General features: G+C 52.9%; 10 protein-coding genes. 9 read left to right on the top strand and 1 reads right to left on the bottom strand.

From position 1 onward, the window contains the following. The first annotated feature begins 195 nt into the window (after positions 1–195). The 4 genes from IPH10_08745 to IPH10_08730 all read left to right on the top strand — a co-directional run bounded on the left by IPH10_08745 (position 196) and on the right by IPH10_08730 (position 13,084). Positions 196–7,212, top strand: coding sequence for a hypothetical protein (locus IPH10_08745; protein MBK6910995.1), 7,017 nt, complete (start codon positions 196–198; stop codon positions 7,210–7,212). A gap of 1,127 nt (positions 7,213–8,339) precedes the next feature. After that, positions 8,340–11,588 (top strand): CHAT domain-containing protein, encoded by a 3,249-nt coding sequence (locus IPH10_08740; GenBank protein MBK6910994.1) that lies wholly within the window; start codon positions 8,340–8,342, stop codon positions 11,586–11,588. 6 nt (positions 11,589–11,594) lie between these two features. Beyond that, positions 11,595–12,209, top strand: coding sequence for a sigma-70 family RNA polymerase sigma factor (locus IPH10_08735; protein ID MBK6910993.1), 615 nt, complete (start codon positions 11,595–11,597; stop codon positions 12,207–12,209). Beyond that, the gene (locus IPH10_08730; GenBank protein MBK6910992.1) at positions 12,206–13,084 is read left to right on the top strand and encodes a zf-HC2 domain-containing protein; all 879 of its coding nucleotides are present in this window, start codon (positions 12,206–12,208) and stop codon (positions 13,082–13,084) included. Before IPH10_08735 ends, IPH10_08730 begins: the two co-directional genes overlap by 4 nt. Positions 13,085–13,302: 218 nt before the next feature. Here IPH10_08730 and IPH10_08725 read toward each other — a convergent pair whose 3' ends face one another. Beyond that, positions 13,303–13,500: a hypothetical protein gene (locus IPH10_08725; protein MBK6910991.1), complete on the bottom strand. Its 198-nt coding sequence runs from the start codon at positions 13,498–13,500 to the stop codon at positions 13,303–13,305. 29 nt (positions 13,501–13,529) lie between these two features. Between IPH10_08725 and IPH10_08720 the strand changes: the two genes are divergently transcribed. The 5 genes from IPH10_08720 (at position 13,530) to IPH10_08700 (ending at position 19,914) form a co-directional block, all read left to right on the top strand. After that, positions 13,530–13,811 (top strand): hypothetical protein, encoded by a 282-nt coding sequence (locus IPH10_08720; GenBank protein ID MBK6910990.1) that lies wholly within the window; start codon positions 13,530–13,532, stop codon positions 13,809–13,811. A gap of 19 nt (positions 13,812–13,830) precedes the next feature. Next, complete coding sequence (locus IPH10_08715) at positions 13,831–14,070, top strand: hypothetical protein (GenBank protein ID MBK6910989.1); 240 nt, start codon at positions 13,831–13,833, stop codon at positions 14,068–14,070. A gap of 382 nt (positions 14,071–14,452) precedes the next feature. After that, positions 14,453–15,694, top strand: coding sequence for a hypothetical protein (locus IPH10_08710; protein MBK6910988.1), 1,242 nt, complete (start codon positions 14,453–14,455; stop codon positions 15,692–15,694). A 57-nt stretch (positions 15,695–15,751) separates the two neighbouring features. Beyond that, entirely contained in the window at positions 15,752–16,399 is a 648-nt protein-coding gene (locus IPH10_08705; GenBank protein ID MBK6910987.1) for a hypothetical protein, read from the top strand. 194 nt (positions 16,400–16,593) lie between these two features. After that, positions 16,594–19,914 carry a hypothetical protein gene (locus IPH10_08700; GenBank protein MBK6910986.1) on the top strand — a complete coding sequence of 1,107 codons (3,321 nt, stop codon included), beginning with the start codon at positions 16,594–16,596 and terminating at the stop codon, positions 19,912–19,914. Positions 19,915–19,927 lie beyond the last annotated feature (13 nt).

Raw genomic sequence — 19,927 nt, 5'->3', positions numbered from 1 at the left:
TATCATAAAGCTCATAAAAACAACGGAGATTCGGAATCCGGCTTCTTCAGAACTTATCCATAATTATGAACTTGCCCCCTTCGTTAATTAATAAAGAATATGCGATTTCGTTTACAAACGTTGACTAACTTTGGTAAATTGTGAAACTGACTAAACTCGGCTACTTGCTGGAATCCACTATTCAAGGCGAGCCCCATGAACCTGTTTCGCGCCACCTGTTTCCTCACGTTGTTTGGCCTGTTGACCGCCTTTGCTCAGGCGCCGGACACGCTCTGGACCCGGACCTACGGGAATAGCTACGACAACTCGCTAAACGAGGCCTGCCTGACCACCACCGGGGATATCTGCCTGATCGGCTCAAGCGCCACACCCACCACCGGCAACGACCACTACTACTTAAAGGTCAATGCCCAAGGCGACACGATCTGGACTGCCGTCCGAACACGGTTTCCCACAACAGGCGAACCCGAACTTGGAAAAAGTGTCACCGCGTTGCCAAATGGCGATATTCTCTTCTTCGGTGCCAGCGAACGTCGTGGTCCCGGCTTCTACAACGATGTTACGCGCATTGTGCGAATGTCAAGCGCCGGAACTGTTCTGGCAGACGGTATTGTTGCCGAGAACGCGAATCCGATTGATGTTTACGCAGCCGCTGTTCGCCCACGCACCGACGGTACCTTCATGTGTTTTGGGACGTTCCAAGGAAACAACTTCGTGGATTGGGCTGTGCGCACCAATAGCGACGGCGTTGTCTTGTCATCACAGACCCCACGAATGGGGATTTACGTTTTTGACGGGATAGTCATGCCCAACAACAGCTACATCTACGTTGGTGGTCGAAATTGGGGGCCGCTGACCAATGTGAGCGCAACCTATGCAGATGCCAATCTGGCTGTTCAGTGGGACAGACAGTACGGCGGGAGTGGCTCAGAATATGGGGCAGATGTTGCTTCAACTCCCGATGGCGGCTTTGTTGTCGCAGGTCAGACGAATTCCTTTGGGAACGGTAACCAGGCTTTCTTGCTGAAGCTTGCGGCCAACGGCGATTCGCTCTGGATGCGCATGTATGGTGGCGCAGGAAGCGAAGCCTTCGGAGGAGTTGCGGTCACGCCAGAAGGATACATACTGGCATCCGGAAGCACCACCACAAACAGTTCCGGAGGCTACGACGGTTGGGTAGTCATGACCGAAAGCGATGGCGATACACTGTGGACAAAGAAGATCGGCGGCGCGGCAGACGACTACTTCGCCGACTGCGTTTTGACCCCGAGCGGAAGTGCAGTCCTGACCGGAACAACAAGGTCGTATGGTGCGGGCGGATCGGACGGCTGGGTCCTTGCTCTCTCCAGCGTGCTGCCGCGCTCACTTGCTTTGACGTCTCCGCTTGGCGGCGAAACTTGGCAAATCGCCGATACGGTGGACATCACATGGACATCGGAAAACGTCTTCGACAACATTAACATTGAAATTGATCGCAACTTCCCCAGCGGCAACTGGGAGATGATTGGGTTCAATCAACCTAATACCGGTTCGTATTCGTGGAGGGTTTCGTATCCGGCCACGCCAAACTGCTATCTCAGAATAAGAACTAACGGCGTATCCCCCATCAGTGACACCACCGCCACGGCAATCACAATCCCGCCGCCCGCACCCGAAAATCTTCCCGGGATAGCGACCAATCCTTTCCCCTCAAACGGTGAAATCAATGTCGCCAATGCTCCGCTGCTCTCATGGTTCCTCGCACCACTCGCCCTCAACTACGACATCTACGTCTGGCCCGCCGAGGAAGCGATGCCTTCCACACCAACTGCGAGTCATTTGGTGAGCAACAGCTACCCGGTTTCACCGCCGCTGACCTACGGTCATACCTACAAGTGGCGGCTGGTGGCCCGCAATTATTTCGGCGAAGTGCTGGGCGATGAGTGGTCATTCACGGTTGGAAGTTTGCCCGACCTCGTTGTCGGCAATATCACCGCGCCCCCGACAGCGTTCTCCGGTCAGAGTATCAGCGTGAGCTGGTCAGTTCAGAATACCGGAACGGGCGGCACAACCGCTCCCGCGTGGAGTGATTGGCTCTATTGGTCGGTTCTACCGACATTTGAGATTCAAGCAGCAACCCTTTTGGGCACTGCCCAAAATGCCAGCGCACTGGCACCGGGAGAGAGCTATCTTCTAAGTGCGAGCGGCACCCTCCCGCAAGGTATCAGCGGTCCGTATTATGTGTACGTCAAGACTGACAACAACTCAAGTGTCTTGGAGTCCAACGAGTCCAATAATATCGCGCGATGCGTCGCGGCCATTGACGTTGAACTCTCGCCCTATGCGGATTTGCGTGTTACAACCATCGGCGCGCCCACGTCCACTTTTTCCGGCACAACAGCAGCGGTAACCTGGACTGTCCAGAATTTGGGAACGGGTTCCACTGCACCAATTCAGAATTGGGTTGAAGAACTCTACCTGTCGCCGGACAGTGCCTTCGGTTCAGATACGTACCTTGGAACGATCAGCCACTCCGGTGCGCTCTCGGTTGACAGTACATATTCGGGAAGCGCAAATGCCACAATACCGCAGGCGATCTACGGCAACTACTATCTGATTGTCAGATCTGATGCCGGAGGCAATATATATGAGTACGTATACGAGAACAACAACACGACGATCAGCAACCACATCGAAGTAATCCTCAGCCCGCCGCCTGATCTTGTCGTCACCAACGTCACAGCCCCATCAACTGCCAACGCCGGACAGAACGTCACGCTTTCCTACACGGTGCAGAACCAAGGGATCGGGAGTCCGTTCAATCCGGCCTGGTACGACTATCTGTACATCTCGACGCTTCCGACATTTCAGCAGAACGCTTCCATTCAAATTGGCGGGAGCGCTCGCTGGACAGGTTTGGCCCCCGACAGTCAATACACCGTCACAACCAGTAACAACTTGATTCCCAACGGCACGTCCGGGGACTATTACGTCTATGCCATCACGGACGCAACCAATGCGTGCTTTGAACACAATTCCGAAGGCAACAACATCACGCGCAGCGCAGCGCCGATTACTATTTCTCAACAGCCCACGCCTGACTTAGACGTCACCAGCATACAAGCGCCGCCCACGGTAGTTTCAGGTCAACCTCTCACCGTAAACTGGACTGTGCAGAATAACGGCACGGCCACGACACCGGTAAGTTGGAGTGATCGAGTATGGCTGATGTCCGGTTACCAGTATAACCAGGACCTGAGTATTGCTTCGATGATTGTCACTCAGAACGGCCCGTTGGCCGTCGGCAACAATTACACGGTAAGCCGCACCTTGCAGCTTCCAGCAGTCCCGGCTGGACCGTACACGCTTTGGGTTGTCACCGACCAAACAAATGCCTTCTATGAATACCAAGGTGAAAATGACAACGCAGTTCAAGGCCCAACAATTACAGTCGAACCCTATCCACCGGTTGATCTGGTCGTCACAAATGTCACCGCTCCGCTGACAGGTCAATCAGGTCAGCCCGCGCAGCTCCAATGGACGACACAAAATTCGGGCGTCGCAACTACCGTCGGGGGCACTTGGACTGATGCCGTTTACCTATCGGTTGATGCGACGTACAACGAAGGTATGGATATTTTCGTGGGCGAGCTGGTCCACAACGGCACACTTGCTGCCGGGCAAAGCTACTCTCGCACTCAGACTTTCACCATTCCGAACGGCGTTGCAGGTTCCTACTACTGGATCATCCGCACGGACAAGACCAGTTTGATAACGGAAGTCAATGAAGGCAACAACTCGTCCGCCAATGCCCAAGCCTCCACAATAAGTTTGACAGTGCCGCCTGATCTGACCATCGAGTCGTTTGACGCACCCGCGCTTTCGAATGCAGGGCAACCGATCACATCCGAGTGGCTGGTGCGCAACATTGGCCTTGCAGCAGCGAACGGACCAGTGTGGTACGACGCACTATATTTGTCACCAAACGTGACGCTGGATGTCGCGGACACACGGCTCGCAACTTTCACTCGGAACGGTGCACTGACTCCGTCAGACACATACCCCGTGACCGTACAGGGCGATATTCCCTACTACGCATCCGGGAACTACTATTTGATTGCCAAGGCCGACAACAGCGACGCAGTATATGAATACACCGGCGAGTCAAACAACATCGTAACGGCGCCGATTTCGATCTACTTGCCGCCACCCGCGGACCTCGTTGTTTCCGGCATCGCAATGCCCGACTCCGCAGAGTCCGGCGACAACGTATCCGTCACCTACACGATCGAGAACAACAGCACGAATTCGGCAGTAGGATTCATGCGCGATGCTGTGTATTTTTCACTCGACACAATTTGGACAATTGACGATCCTCTGCTGGGAGTTCAGGACCGCAACATCAATATTGCTCCCGGCGCGGTGATGACCGTTTCAATGCCGTTCAATCTCGAGCGCACGTTGGAACTGCTTGACGTGCCGGTGCAGCATCGACTCGGCCGCTTGGACGAAGGCGAAAATGGCGTTATCACTCGTGAAATGCCCGGCGTTGTCCCAGCGAACTACTACGTCATCGTGCGCACCGACCTGCGCGACAACATCCGCGAAGCCGACAATCAGAACAATTCCACGGCATCGAGCTCGCAAATCAATGTTGACCTGCCTGAACTTGAATTAGCCACCCCCAATACGCGCAGTTTCGCCGAAGGACAAATGCGGTTCTACCGCATTCAAGTTGGCGTGGACTTCGACATGCGAATCACTTTGACCAGCAACCAAGGCACCGCATCCAACGAGATTTATGTTTCCTACGGCGAAGTTCCGACGCTAAGCAATTTCGACTACAGCGGCGCAGAGCCCTTCTCGGCCAACCAGCAGTTCTTTGTGCCCTCCACGCAAGCGGGTACGTACTACGTCATGGTCTTGGCACGCGATGCCAGTGCAAGCGAGAATGTCACGCTGTTGGCCGAAGCCTTGCCGTTCTCGATACTGGACATCTCACCGAACGTAGTTGGACAGGGGAGAGTGACGACGCGAATTGAGGGGGCGGGGTTCAGGGATTCAACCATGGCGTTTTTGAGAATTGCTCAGGATTCGCTATTGCCGGCACTATCAATTGACTTGGAAAACAGCACAGAGCTAAGGGCCATCTGGAATTTGGAGTCACTCCCTGTCGGCGTCTATGATGTAGTTCTGAGAAACAGCACGACTGTGGAAACTGAAGCACCACAAGCCATCACAGTTCAACCGTCAGAAGGATTGATTTACGAGTTTATTCAAGCATCTCCGAACCGCTTCAGAGCAGGAATGGCCGCCGAGATGAGTTTCGTTGTAACAAACACATCCAACGTGAACTTGCCCTATTTTGAAATGTCGGGCTATTTCCCCAAAACTGCCGACATTTGTGGCATCCAGCTGGACCAGTGGCACCACTTTCAATTGCCAGAACCTGAGACCTTGGATCAAAACTACCTTTCTTGGGATTTTCAAATTGGATGGGATGAGCTTACTGTAATCTATGCTATCAAGCGAGATGTCGCACCCGGGGAGCAACTCGAGTTTCACGTGACCGTTTGCAACGCATCACGATGGGCGTACCCCGTCTCGATTACGCATGGTGCGTCAACAGTCGATGAATATCTTGACGCTCAGGTGGAAAAAACCAATCGGTTTAGACTTCGCCTTTTGGGCGGCTATACGGAGGCTGACGCTGAAACGCAGGCTTCTGCAGCCATCGCTGGCCAATTCGTCAACGACGCTCTCGATGACTACCAGACTTTGAGCTTGATTGACGAGTACGATCCCCCACAAGACATACCGGATTACTTGCCATTCATTGAAGTGCCTGACCCATTACATCTATACATCATCCCACCGGAGCCTGACTCGCTGCCGCCTGGCTGCGGACCGAACTTCACAGCCGATGAATGTAGAGATAGGATTCGAGACCTTTGTGATAACCTGAAAAGGCCAATTTGCGGTGGCATAAACGGTGTAGCGTCGGGACTAAGCAACGCGTTGCTTGGTTCGGTTGCCGGAATTTTCTGTCAATCAGGCGAAGCGTGGACCTGCATGTCTTGGCACCGAAGTGTTGAGGAAGTGTGCCAGACTTTCGAAAAAGGCTGTGACCCGAACGATATCATCGGCCCGACCGGATTCGGCGAAGAGAAATGGATTGCAAAGACCTCGGCAATGCCGTACACAATCCGGTGCGAAAATTCCGCCGAGCTTGCAACAGCCAACGCAAGCGCCGTTCACATCACACAGCAACTCGACTCCGACTTGAACCCGAACTCGTTCCGTTTGGGCAGCTTCGGATTTGCTAACATGACTTTTGAGGTTCCGGCCAATCGGGCATATTACACAACGAGACTCGATGTTCGCGATTCGTTAGGCATCTACGTAGATGTAACCGCAGGTATCAATGTCAACACCAACGAGATTTTCTGGAACTTCACGTCCATTGATCCCGTCACAGGCCAACCTCCCACAAGTCCGTTCGTCGGCATGCTTGCCATCAACGACAGCATCACACATCGCGGCGAGGGCTTTGTAAACTACACGATCAGACCGCGAACAACATCCCAAACTGGAGACGTCATCGATGCTCAAGCGAGCATCGTTTTTGACGTGAACGAGCCTGTGGTCACACCTCCGATCTTCAACACAATAGATGCCGACTTGCCGACCAGTACTGTACTCCCTCTACCGGCCGAACCGGACAGCGTGGCATTCCCCGTCAGTTGGACTGGTCAGGATGTAGTAGGCAGCTCTGGTGTTGCAAACTATGCCCTGTACGTATCGGAAGATTTCGGACCGTTCTCAGCATATGCCTCGAATGTTGAAGATACTTCCATCATGTTCACAGGCATTCCGGGCCACATTTATGGGTTCTTCTCTCTCGCCACAGACAATGTTGGCAATGTTGAAGCCATGAAGAGCGCACCCGAGGCCGTCACGTTCCTGCAGGTCGCGTTGCACGACACTATTACAGATGTGACGATTCGCGCCAATAGTGTTGGCGACTCTGTCTATTCAACATTACGTTGGGGCAGCCCCGTCGGGAATGCGTACTATTACATCTATGTATCCGACACCGACTCCGAATGGAACGGCGGCGCAGGTTGGTCTCTTCTCGGTACGACGACAACATCCTCTTACGTCGATGCCCACATAAGACAAGAGCCCGATGCAGTTCGCTTCTACAGAGTGCTTGGCTTCTTGGTGCCGTGACAAACCCAGCATTGCAGCCCTAACAAGAGCGAGCACACGATCTGAATCACTAGATCTCATGAACAACAAAAGAGGTTTGCCGAATTGGCAAACCTCTTTTTCTATCTTATCGGTCCAAGTTGTATAGCGCTACATTCGCTTGAGCAGGATTGCAGGTAACCCGTGCCGGAGGAGCCATCACGCTGGACATTGCTGTAGCACGTTCATCATGGGACAAACAACAAGTCAACTGGAGATAACTGCCATCACCGTCTTATCAGTTCCGCTTAGGTAGCAAATCGTGCTCTTATCAAACAATCTGCTCGAGTTTCGAGCTAAGATATGGGCAATATTCCCGCCGCCTAACATTCGCCTTGCGCGCTAACCTGTTGTTAAGCAATGCTGAAATGAAACTGCCGGACCCTCTTTTGTGATATGCCTTGTACTTGTCTTGTCGCTATTTGCTGCAAGATAACAAAACGCCCTTGCTAAGTCTATACTTAACAAGGGCGAAGTGGTGGAGACGGCGGGAATCGAAATGTCGTCTTTCTGAATTCTAAGATTAAATATTACAATATCTTCCTGCCATTTCTGCCGCCAAATCAGGTCTCAATTTTACTCTCTAAGTGCTTGTTTTTTGCAACTGTCCTCATAGGGCTTTTGACAAATTTTTGACACTCATTTGACAATCACATGGAGCACAAACAACGGATCGTCACGTTTGCTCTCAGGAACACGAACCCCAAGGCGACTGCTCGGGGATAGGAATGGCGGATTACTTCTTTGATGCGAAAGCGGAGCGGCGCCAAGCCCTGGACAATCTGCTTAATCCTGAGTGTGAGTTGAGAATGATCCTCGTCTGTCAACCGACGAAGCTCCACAGGGCGAGTTGCTGATCTCCACTGAGTTATCTTCATGAATCTGTGTATTCAAGCTCGGGCAATTATAACATATTGTTGTGGTTGCGTTTACGAAAGACAATTCAATATTTGGGCACTCTAATTGGAAGCAGGCGTCAACCCGGGTAAGCAACGCCACACCGAAAGCAAACACGCAGAAACCAAAGGTCCGGCCTTGCATTGGGTGGGATTCTGGGCTACATTGAAGCCATGAAAACTGGTGCCTCCACAAGAACAGAGTGCAATAAGGTGACACATTTTGTCATCTTATGGGCGTGCTTTGTGGTTTCAATTTCGGTGTTGCCAGCGACCGTGACGGCGGGCGCGCTGCCGACAGAGTTCAGCGCACTCAGCGATCAAGAAAGAGAACAGGTTAAGAAGGGCACCCTGACGGCTGAGATGATCGAAGTTGAATTGACCACATTGGAGCTGCAAACTCTAGAATTGAGCTGCGACCGACGTACGATAATTCTAAGAATACAACTGGCCGAACTCTATTGGGAAGAACACGACTTAAAACGAGCCGAGGCCGAATATCGAATTGCGGCGAATAGTTGCTGGGAATGCCTGCCAATCGTGGATTCTTTGCGCATCAAAGCTCAGTACTCGCTCAGTCTCGTACTTGCCGCACAAGGGTTCTATCAAATTTCACATTCCGATGGCTTCTTACGCGATGCATTGGCAGGCTGCAACGGATCTGAATGGTGCAAAGGCAAGACTCGTGCGATACTCCTTAGGCAGGTTGCACGCTTGGCTGACCAGATGGGCGATGCGACGTGCCGTGACATGTATCGCGAGTCGCTACGGATTTTCGAGCAAGAGGATTCAGGCGACAGCACTGAAGTTGCGGTCTCGCTTTGGCTCTTGAGAAAGTCGCTGTTTGAAAACCTTGCACGAGAAGAATCTCATGAGATACTGACCAGGCTTCTACGACTTATCGAACTTCGACCGGGTCTAAAGAACCCTTCCCGTTCAAGTGTCCTGAGCGCCTACGGTGAGGATTTGCATGCTGATGGCGATGATGCGGCGGCCCTAAAATTCCTCCGTGATGCAGCTAGTATGCAACAACTAGACAGTGCGTCAAGTGGATGCAGAACTGCCAGGACCGCACTATTGATCGCCGAATGCCTGACAGACCTGGCAAGATTTGATGAGGCGAAGCCCTTCTTCAAGTCCGCCATCGAAACTTACGCATCTTGCGGTGAAACCAACCCTCCCTATTTCTTTGTTTCATCATCAACGCAATTCGGGAAGGAACTGACCAATCATGGCGAATTTCATGCTGCCGAGGAGGTGCTTCTGCACGCAGTTTCGGTTGCCCGTGACTCTTTGCCCTTGACAGAAGATGCACATTTGTATCTACTGCTTGAGCTTGCCCGGCTTTATGATCTTACTGGTCGGTCAGAACTCGCCGAGGAGAACTATTTTCGTGCGTTGACCATGGCGGAGCTGATTCATCCGCTTGCCGACCCACGGGTCGCCAACTTCCTCGAACCATACGCGGAGTTCTGTTTTGAGCAAGGTGACTACAAACGAGCACTGCCGATGCAGGCGCGAGCGCAAAAACTGTGGGAAGGGACCCTTGGGAGCAATCACCCTGCATCGTCGTTGAGCACCGGCCGACTTTCACTGATGCTTAGAAAGTCGTTTGGCGTAGCAGATTGGGCCGGGGGAGTTAGCGCGGCGCGTGTTCTGCAAACCCGCGCGTGGCGCGCTCGGTTCAACCAGTACATGGAAGCACTCAACTTACTAACCGAGTACCAGCTAATTCGCCTGGCGTCGGCGCTTCAATCGGATGCTTCGCATATGTACACGATGATTGCAGAGACTCCGCCGGAGGAAGACGCTGTAAATGCCTACGGCACTGACATCCTTACCCTAAAGGCGCTCGTTTGGGAAGTTCCGTACGCGAGGCGAAGATCTGCATTTACATTTGCGGATCCGTACAATCAGGCTTTGGCCGACTCGCTGTATGCGGTGCGTGCGGCGCTGGCCAAGCTTTACATTCGAACGAGTTTTGCTGACAGCGGACCGGAAAGCAAGAATCGGTTTGATGAGCTGAACCATGCAAAACGCCAGTTGTCCGAAGAACTCCTTGCGCGACATCAAGACACAATTATTAGTGAAGTCTTGGCAAATTGTAACGCAAACGGAATCGCCAGTTTGTTGCCGCTGAACTCTGTAGTAGTTGACTATGTTCGCTATGACCATGATATCACCCTTCGCCAGACAGAGCCGCGCTACCTTGCCTATGTTATTCGACCGGACAGCAGCACTTTCGTAATACAGCTTGGTGGGGCACAGGCCATAGACTCTCTAGTCTCGCGCTACGTCGAAGAACTCACGCAAGTGCAGAACCTCGACGAGGCCGAGTTTGGCCGCATTTCGTGCGAGTTGTATAGGCACATATGGAGACCGGTTCGGGCAGAAGTTGGCGAAGTACAACTGATTTTTGTTGGGCCGGATGGCCCACTAAACAGCGTCGCTTTCGAGTCACTTGTCAATAGTGACGGCGCTTATCTTGTGGAGTCATATCAGTTCCATTACATCACCTCGGGCCGGGAGCTAAACCGGATTTACACGCGTGGCAACCCGGATGTAGAACCTGGCAATGGCCTGCTGGCGATCGGCGATCTGGATTTTGACTTTGCAGCGGCGAGTAGCGTGGACAGTGGCTCACCAAGCTTGACAAACAACCAAGATACTTCTCTCGTTGCAGCCGACTTACCCGCAATCCGACAGCGAAGTATCTTGGTCCGCGAGTCCTTGCTGGGAGCAAGGTGGGATTCCTTGCCCGCGACTCGGGAGGAAGTTGAATCAGTTGCGCGGGCCTGGCACGATCGCAGTGGCGAGAATGCGCAGATCTTGACGGAGTCTGAAGCCACAGAAGAGAATTTCAAGCAGCATTGCTCTGGCAAACGAGTCTTGTACATGGCAACGCACGGTTTCACACGGGTGCAACCAGTCACTGCAGAACATCTTGCGAAGGACGCTGACGACGACTATATCGAACTCATCGCAGAACAAAGCCCACTTCTTAAGTCTGGGTTAGTGTTCTCGGGCGCAAATGCGCTTGTCCACCAAACTCTGGGGCAATACGGCGAGGACGGTATCGCCACGGGCGAAGAAATTTCCTGTCTGAATCTAGACGGTACTGATCTTGTAGTTTTGTCGGCCTGCCATTCCGGTACAGGGGACATTGTCAACGGCGAGGGAGTCTACTCGCTTCGGCGAGCGTTTGAAATCGCTGGAGCCAAGACTATTGTGAGTTCATTATGGGCCGTTGACGATAATATGACCCGCGATGTAATGATGAAAACTGTCAGTCAGAACAATCTAACGATCGGCGCAGCGCTGCGCACCGCCATGTTGTCCAGGATTGGCGAACTGCGGGAGCAGAATCTAAGCGATCACCCCTACTATTGGGCAGGCTTTGTGTGTTCGGGCGATCCGCGTACCAAGCTTTTTCCGGACGATCGCGGGGGAAATTCTAAGTAGTTTAGCATGAGTGAAACTGCGCGCAAATCGCCGCTCAAGCGGTCTTTCGAAAGGCTCGACATAGACGAGCTTTTTGGGCTTGCGTTCGCCGGAGATGAAGATGCGTTGGACGAGTTCTGCGCGCGCATTCGGCCCGGTTTGGTTCAGATCGCGTCGTTCCGGGTTGGAAACATTTCGCGTGAAGATGCAGAAGATTTGGCACATGAGTCGCTACTGATTTTTGTGCAGAAGCACGGCGAAGTCACGGCGTCGCCGACTGCATTCGTCCGGGCAATCCTCTACAACTTGATCGGTAACTATCTTCGGAAACGCCAGACGGGAAGATTCTTAAACGGCAATGGGCATGCGGATCAATCAAGTGGAGCCCAACTCACGGAGATTAAGGGCAATCATGAGCTGCAAGTTGAAAATCACGACTTGCTTGAGCGAGCGGAGCGGGCCATCTCAACAATGAGTGAGCCATGCCGCACGTTGCTGATCGGTCTGATTGAAGGACAGGATGTAAAGACACTGTGGGAGCGCTCCCTTGAACTCGACTCTAATTTGAAACGGTCGGCGTTCGATCGCAGGCTCTATCTCTGCCGCAGAAGACTCTGGGCTATTTTAGGGATTGACCTATGAGCAATCACGATTTCATCGCGTGCGTCAACCCTACAATCGGTGCCAAGCTGCTTTCCTATGGACTCGGAAACCTTCCGGAGGAAGAGAAGAACGAGTTTGAAGAGCATTTGCTGTTGTGTCCGGCATGTCAGTCAGAATTAAAGGCTGCCGGTCAAATGCTCAAGGCCATGTCCGTCGGCAAAGGTGAGTTGGCGCGAAAGCTCCAGGGCGAACCCGAGCGCAAGGAGTCACCGGGAATCACCCCGAGAGTATATCTTTGGCCCATTGTCGCGGCGGCGGCATGTCTGATTGGATTGATCTACTGGGCTGCCCAGCCCAGCCGGGATAACAGACCGATTTCGTCGGTTCAAGTGCTGGCAGATACCCACGATATCGCGACCGATAGACTTGACACAGCCACGCTTGTTCGGGTTGACAGCATGAAAGTTGATTCCGTGTCTCAAAGCAAGCGTTTCGCGGCGCTAGCAACGAAACTCCCGTTGGCTTACATTATGCTGAACCCTCGCGGTCAGGCTGCCAACAATCGCGAAAACTTCGAACTGGCGATGCGGGATTATCAAGACAAGAATTATCGTGCCGCCGCAGAACAGTTGCGCAAGCTGGCTCAGAGCGATTCAGTCGACACAGAGCAGCTACTCTATTGGGGAGTTTCGGCTTACATGACAGGAAATACGTCAGAAGCAATTCGCGTCTTCGACCGCACGGAGAAGTTGAAGCCCCGCACAACCCGACTCGCCCAAGTACGCTGGTATCGTGCTAACGCCAAACTGGTCGCGGGGGACTTAACGGGCGCAAAGCGGGATTTGCAGCTTGTCGCGGGAAGCGAGGCCGATTTGTCCCGGGACGCAAAGGAACTATTGACAAAGCTCCAGTAGTTTTCGACTGACTTCCCCAAGACTTCAACAGTCATTTAGAGAGGCATCCGCAAGGGCGCCTCTCTTGTTTTGCTACAATACGCGACAAAAGGCAGGGGTCAATTCCACTTAATTGTTATAGAACAGTGTATTACAACTTCAAGTTAGAATTGTGATTACGATTTCTTAGTCCAAAAATCCCCAGAATGTCCAGTTTGATTTGCGATCTCGCGACACTCTTAGTATGACGACTCATTCTGGAAAATATGAAGCGCATCCTGTCCGCCATCCAAGCCATCCCCGACGAGTCCTGCCGCACCATCTTGATCGGGCAGATCGAGGGACGTCACCTCGACGACATCTACGCTCAAGTGGTGCTCCTCGAACCGAACCGTGACCGCGACGAATTCAATCGCCGGGTTATCTCTTGTCGCCAACAGCTTTGGAAACATCTCAAGGAGGACCTATGACCGCCTCCGAGCAACAGCACTTCTGTATGGACCGCCGGGTCGGCTGCCTCCTGCTGCCTTATGGCCTGCACACACTGTCCGATGCGGAACTCACGCGCTTTGAAGAGCATCTGTTGCGCTGCCACGCCTGCCAGGAGGAAATCTGGGCCGCCGCTCCCTATTTGAACGTTCTCTACCTCCAGCGCCTCATGCTGGTCGAGCATTTTCATGCGGCGGGCCGGAGTTTTGAGGAGTGTATGGCGCATTTGCAGATGGCAGCGGTAGAGCATTCTCGTTGATCAACATTGTCGTTCCAACATGAAGAGCGCACGTCCAAAATCAGCCCGCACGATACATGTCAGGCACGCGAAGTATCCGCTTAATTTTCGTTTGGCGGCGGATGCCTTCCGCGCGGAATATGTCGCGCAGGCGCTGAAGGTGTTTGACGGCAACGTCAGCCGCACGGCCCGTGAGCTGGGCATAACAAGACGGGCGCTGCAACTGCTCGTCGCCAAATCGCGCACGGTGACGGACACGCAGTCAGCGCAAGATATTTAGCAAAACGGGCACCCCGTGCCGCGTCAAAAGGAGAATCCATGAAAACGCTTCGGAAACTATTGTTCATCGCGCATCATCCACAGCCTCGGACACAGTTGCGCGTTTGCAATTCTGGCCGCGGCTATTCGATTTCCGCAATTAATGGCCTCAGCAACCTGTACGCACGCGACTTGTGAATCGCCTGATTCGTTTGAACTACTAGCGCACATAGGTGTAGCGATAGCTGAGGAAATTAACCGGGAATACACCACGGTATGCAACGCTCGGAAACAAGAAGCTCATCTTCAAGTAGCTGCGTACAAATGCGACTGGAAATCTTCTACTTCCACGAATTTTAGCGGGTTAACACCCTCGAAGAGACAATCAAATCACGGGAGAAGCGATGATGATCCGATTGATAATGATAATTTGGATGTTCCTATTAGCTAACCGAATAGCGGTGGGGCAAGATAGTCTGAACGTAAATAGGCTCGGGCAACTTAACATTGCCGCATCAAATGTAACCGCGTTCGGTAACTATGCTTACGTCGCTGACGACGGTGGTGGTGTAAGGATTATTGATGTGACGATCCCTTCAACTCCCATCCTCCTTGGACAGTGTATAATACCGGGCGGGGGTTATACTTTGGGTCTTGCCACGTCGGGGAGCCACGTGTATGTTGCGAACTGGTTTTTTGGTTTACGGGTAATAGACGTGACGTCTCCCGCTTCTCCGGCTATAATTGGAGTTCTTGATACACCGGGCGTCGCAGTCGATGTTGCAGTTACTGGAAACTACACTTACGTCGCCGACGGAGGCGCTGGTGTACGGATTATTGATGTTACAAGCCCGTCTGCCCCTATCTCTGTGGGCTTCTATGATACGCCCGGCGACGCAAAGGGTATCGCAGTAATAGGGAATCTCGCGTACGTGGCAGACGATCACAAAGGGATGCGCGTAGTAGACGTCACGACACCGACGGCCCCGTTCTTAGTAGGTGTTCTCGACCCGTGGGGTGGAGGCGAAAGCTATGTTGACATTGCGGTATCTGGAAATTACGCCTATGTTGCGGACTATGTGTCCGGTCTGCGGGTGATTGACGTGACGACTCCTTCGTCCCCTGTCTTGGTTGGCTACTATGATTCTCCGGGTTATGCAAGTAGTGTAGCAGTTCTTGGCAACATCGCCTACCTTGCGGATGGAAATGGTGGTCTGCGCGTGATTGACGTAACGACGCCCTCGTCTCCGGTAGCTGTGGGGTTCTACAACAGCGGCAACTCGGCCACAGACGTTTTTGTGGCCGGGTGTGTTGCATACGTCACAGAACAGGTGGCCTTTAGCACATACGACATTTCAAATTTCAATCCATGCGCAACTCCAACTCCCGCAAGAGCACCGGATAGTCTGGTTGTTCAACTTCTGCCGTTGTCAAACTCCATTCAGCTTAATTGGTCACCCGTGACACAAGACACAAGTGGAAATCCGATTTCAATTGAGCGGTATGTAGTGTTTCGCGGAGCCGCTACAGAAGCAGAACTGGATTCGATTGGAGTACCGTTCCCATCCGATACCACCTTATTCGTAGATTCTGCGATTACCGGCGATCACGGCTTCTACCGGGTGAGGGCAGTGCGCGGGAATTAGTACACTAGTCCCAGAGAGCCAACGGCATGCCCTCGCCCTCTACACAAAGGCCAACCAGTGTTTGAGGGTATCATCAAAATAGCCGCTGTGCCCCAAGGCCTGCACACACTCGGCATCCGCTTCAAGGACGACCGCAACATCGGGGGCTCGTGCGAAGTGCGCCTGTTCTATGTAGTGAACCCGATTTATATGGCCGCTGGTCACATCATTGACGGCGCGGAGTATTTCATCAACTATGATCCCGGTCAAGGAAATGGCGTTCCGATAGACTTGCCAACCGACGGAAACTGGGATAGCGCGTTTGAGACGATCACGGACAGCATAGCCAACATTCCCGGTGGCTGGCATTGGCTGGGTGTGCAGTTCCGAGATGATCGAGGACTCTGGAGCAACGTCCTGATTGACTCGTTCGTCGTGACGCCAATTCTCACCATCTCCGTGAATGCGTCGCAAATGCCGGTACTGCGATGGGAATCAACCGACACTGCCACCGAATTCCAACTGTTTCGTTCGAGCAACCTGAGCGGCCCCTGCACACAAATCGCAACCTCGACCGACAGCATCTATACGGATACAGAGAACCCGCCCGGAGGAGGAAAAACGGTTCTATTACGTCACCGAAACCACGCCCACCGGATTATCAGGATTCAGATTGCCAAATCGGGATGCGCACGGCGCGTCAAAGCTCGTCAACCAATAGCATGAGTGGGAATGGTGAATGGCTGGTGATAACGTGTTGCAAAGGATAAGAGCAATGCGTCACACATGTCATCAGTGCCTGACAAAAATTTCCGCTGATTTCTTGACCGCAAGTGCATACCCTTTGGTGTGCCATCAAGCTGGCGCAAAATCACATAACTGTATGCGTAAAAACTATAAGTACTTTTGTAGGAGATGTCATGAAGAAGATGCTGGCCCTTTGCTTTGCTCTTGTCAGTTTGCAGTCACTGGCAATCGCCCAAAGCAGTTGGAATATGTCGCAATTGTGGTCCATGGGGCCGTGGTGGGACCGCTCATTTGACGTTGAAGTTGAAGGCAACTTCGCCTACGTTGCCGATCACTCAGCTGGCCTTTGGATAGTCAACGTGGCCACGCCATCCTCTCCGGTCGCCGTCGGGCACTTAGACACCAAAGAAACATCATGGGGTCTTGCAGTGCGCGGCAATTACGTCTATCTTGCGGATGGCTTCGCAGGCATGCGCATCATTGACGTCTCAAACCCATCCTCTCCATTCGAGTTGAGCACTGTCCCGATCTCTAGTCAGACATATGACGTAACTCTCGATCCCGTTCAGGACATCGCGTATGTCGCCGGATGGGGTTCGGGTGTTCGCATCATCAATGTTGCCAATCCGAATGTTCCAGTACAACTGGGGTTCTTTGACACGCCGAACGAATGCAATGATATCGAGCTGTCGGGCAATATCGCCTATGTCGCAGACAGTTGGGATGGGCTGCTCATCCTGCATTTCGCCAATCCTGCTGCCCCCACAGCGATCACTACTTTTGCATTTCCTGGAACCCGGACCGTGGATGTCGAATTGAATGGCTCTTTGGCCTATGTGCTCGCAGGCGGAACTGTTTACGTGTTGAACATTGCCAACCCTGCTGCGCCCGCACTGATAGACTCATGCGTAGAACCAACGGATCCGTCAGAAATTACCCTGAGAGGATCTTACGCATTCGTCTCAGACAACTGGGGTGTCATGCACGTTCTTGACATATCTGACCCCCAGCATCCGCAACACGATTTATACATTGGAACGAATGGAAGCGCGCCGGCCATAGCCGTCAACGGCGACTATGCCTATGTCGCAGCAACTGACGGTGGTCTGTGCATCGCGGACATCTCAAATCCCGTCGCGCCGTTCACGACGGCTTTTCCTGCAACGCACGTCAATGGTCAAGACGTCGCAAAGCAAGGGAATGTTGTTATTGTTGCGAATCGCCAGCTAGGCTGGCGTGTGCTCAACGTCTCAAACCCAGCAAGTCCGGTCGAGCTGGCGAATGTACCGGCAATTGAAGCAACAAACGGCTGCGATTTCGTAGGTCAAACGGCCTTCATTGCATCTGAAGGTGCGGGATTGCTTATTTATGACATGAACAATCCTGCAGCTCCGTCCTTAGTAGGCCAGTACGATTCACCAGGCATCGCACTTGACGTGACAGTAGTCGGAAGCACAGCTTATCTGTGCGACGCCTTCGCAGGTTTACAAATCCTTGATATTTCCAATTTGTCGTCGCCTATTCTGCTGGGGAGCTATGACACGCCGGATTGGGCGCAGGATGTGGAAATCCGTGGAAGCTTCGCCTATGTGTGTGACGGATATGCGGATCTTCGCATACTCGACATCACAACGCCGACTGCACCGTATGAGGTGAGTTTCGTCGATGGTGACAATGCTCAGGCGATCGCGTTCAAAGACAACTATGCTTTCGTAGCAACCGGGCACGTTGTGCAAGTTATCGACATTTCGAACCCGCTGGCACCATTTCAGGCGACAACCTTTCCAATCTCCTGGACGCGTGACCTGACGCTGGTCGGCAACTTACTATTCGTCGCGGCCTCGGAACATGTGCTACATGCTTACGACATAAGCAACCCGCTCGCGGCCACGGAAGTCGGCTATTTCAGCGGCAACGGTGTTGCACTGGCAGTGCTCGTCTCGGACAGCATAGCGTATGTTTCCGACCGGGTCTATTTACGCAATATTGACGTTAGCGATGTCCTGGCCTATACAGGGCCTCGACCATGCCTTTCGTGCACGCCTGTAGATGAGAATCTGGGCACAATACCTGAAGCAGAATGCGGTGCCTCGATCTCAGGCAACCTTCTTGACGGTGGTAAGTGGACCGCCTCGTTTACGGGATCCATGGGCGAAGTATTTCATTGGGACCTATGCTCGCAGGCTCCTTGCGGAGGGCAATCAAGCTTCCACACGGGCGACCCCGATCTATTGATTCTGGATTCAGATTGCAACATCCTCGTCTGGGAAGACGGCCCTGGCGGTTGTGGCTATGCACCAAACGACTTCCAATGGACGTGCCCCGCGACCGGGACCTATTATGTGGTTATAGAACCGTACAATGGCGTCGCAGACCTACATTGCGGTGGGGACGAAAATGATAGGTTCACAATGAACTACTACCGTGAGCCAGTATCACTTACGACGGGACAGTGCTGCTACAATTCGGGAAATTCATGCGCCAACATAACCGAGTCTGATTGCGCCAGTTTCGGGGGGATATGGGACTCTACTCAAGTATGCCTCGGTTGCGGATGCAACTCGTCGACACAGGAGTGGGCAGTAGACGAAAACACTACATTGCTTTTGCATTTCAACGGCACGCCCAACGGCGCCGCCGGTGAAGTACCTACTCAAGCGACTGGAATCACATACTCGCCTGCTCGTTTTTATGACGGTGCCTTACTAAGCACCGGCGATCAACTCCGATTCAACGCGACGGGCAATATCACGGCGACTCAGGGGACGCTTGAATGCTGGTTGAAACCTGAATGGAACGGCAATGATAACACAACACATATGATCTTGGCGTGGGGTAGCGGAGGCGGATTACTCATGTCAAAAGACGGTGCAAACAACCTCCGGATCATACTGAATCGCTTTTCAGCAGGCGGGCAGCCCGAGCAGGGTGTAAGCATAAATATTGGGTCCTGGATAGCCAATCAGTGGCATCACGTTGCATTTTCATGGAATGCATCCGCAATTAGGGTGTATGTCGACGGATCGCTCATGAGCCAAAATCCAGTCACAATTCCCTTGCCCAACATTGCGTCTTCAACTTTTCAGATCGGCGGAGAAGGCGCTGGGAGCTATCTACGAGCACAAGTGGACGAGTTTAGATTCAGCAGCTCTGTCCGCACCGAACAAGAGGTGGCTCAGTCCTATATCAACGGGCTCGCCATCCTGTCGCTGGCGGCCGACCCCACCACGATGCAATTGTACCCAACCTGGAGTGTTACGCCAACCCTTACAGCTCTGACTGACGTGGGTACACGGACACTGCCGGCGACGCTGGCTACCTGGTCGAGTTCAAATCCCTCAGTTGCAACCGTAACGGCTGCTGGTCTTGTTGGAAGCCCTAGCCGCCGGCATCTATTGTTACTGCGACCTATCAATGCCACGATGCGGACGTTACGGTGCATGTCACCGCACCGCCTCTTGCGCCTGTTTGGGAAGAACTGGATCCATTTCTGACGAATCCTGCCGC

Source organism: bacterium (assembly GCA_016702305.1).
Classification (GTDB): domain Bacteria; phylum Electryoneota; class RPQS01; order RPQS01; family RPQS01; genus JABWCQ01.
The sequence above is the reverse complement of the archived record's forward strand: the minus strand, read 5'-3'. Positions and strand labels throughout refer to the sequence as shown.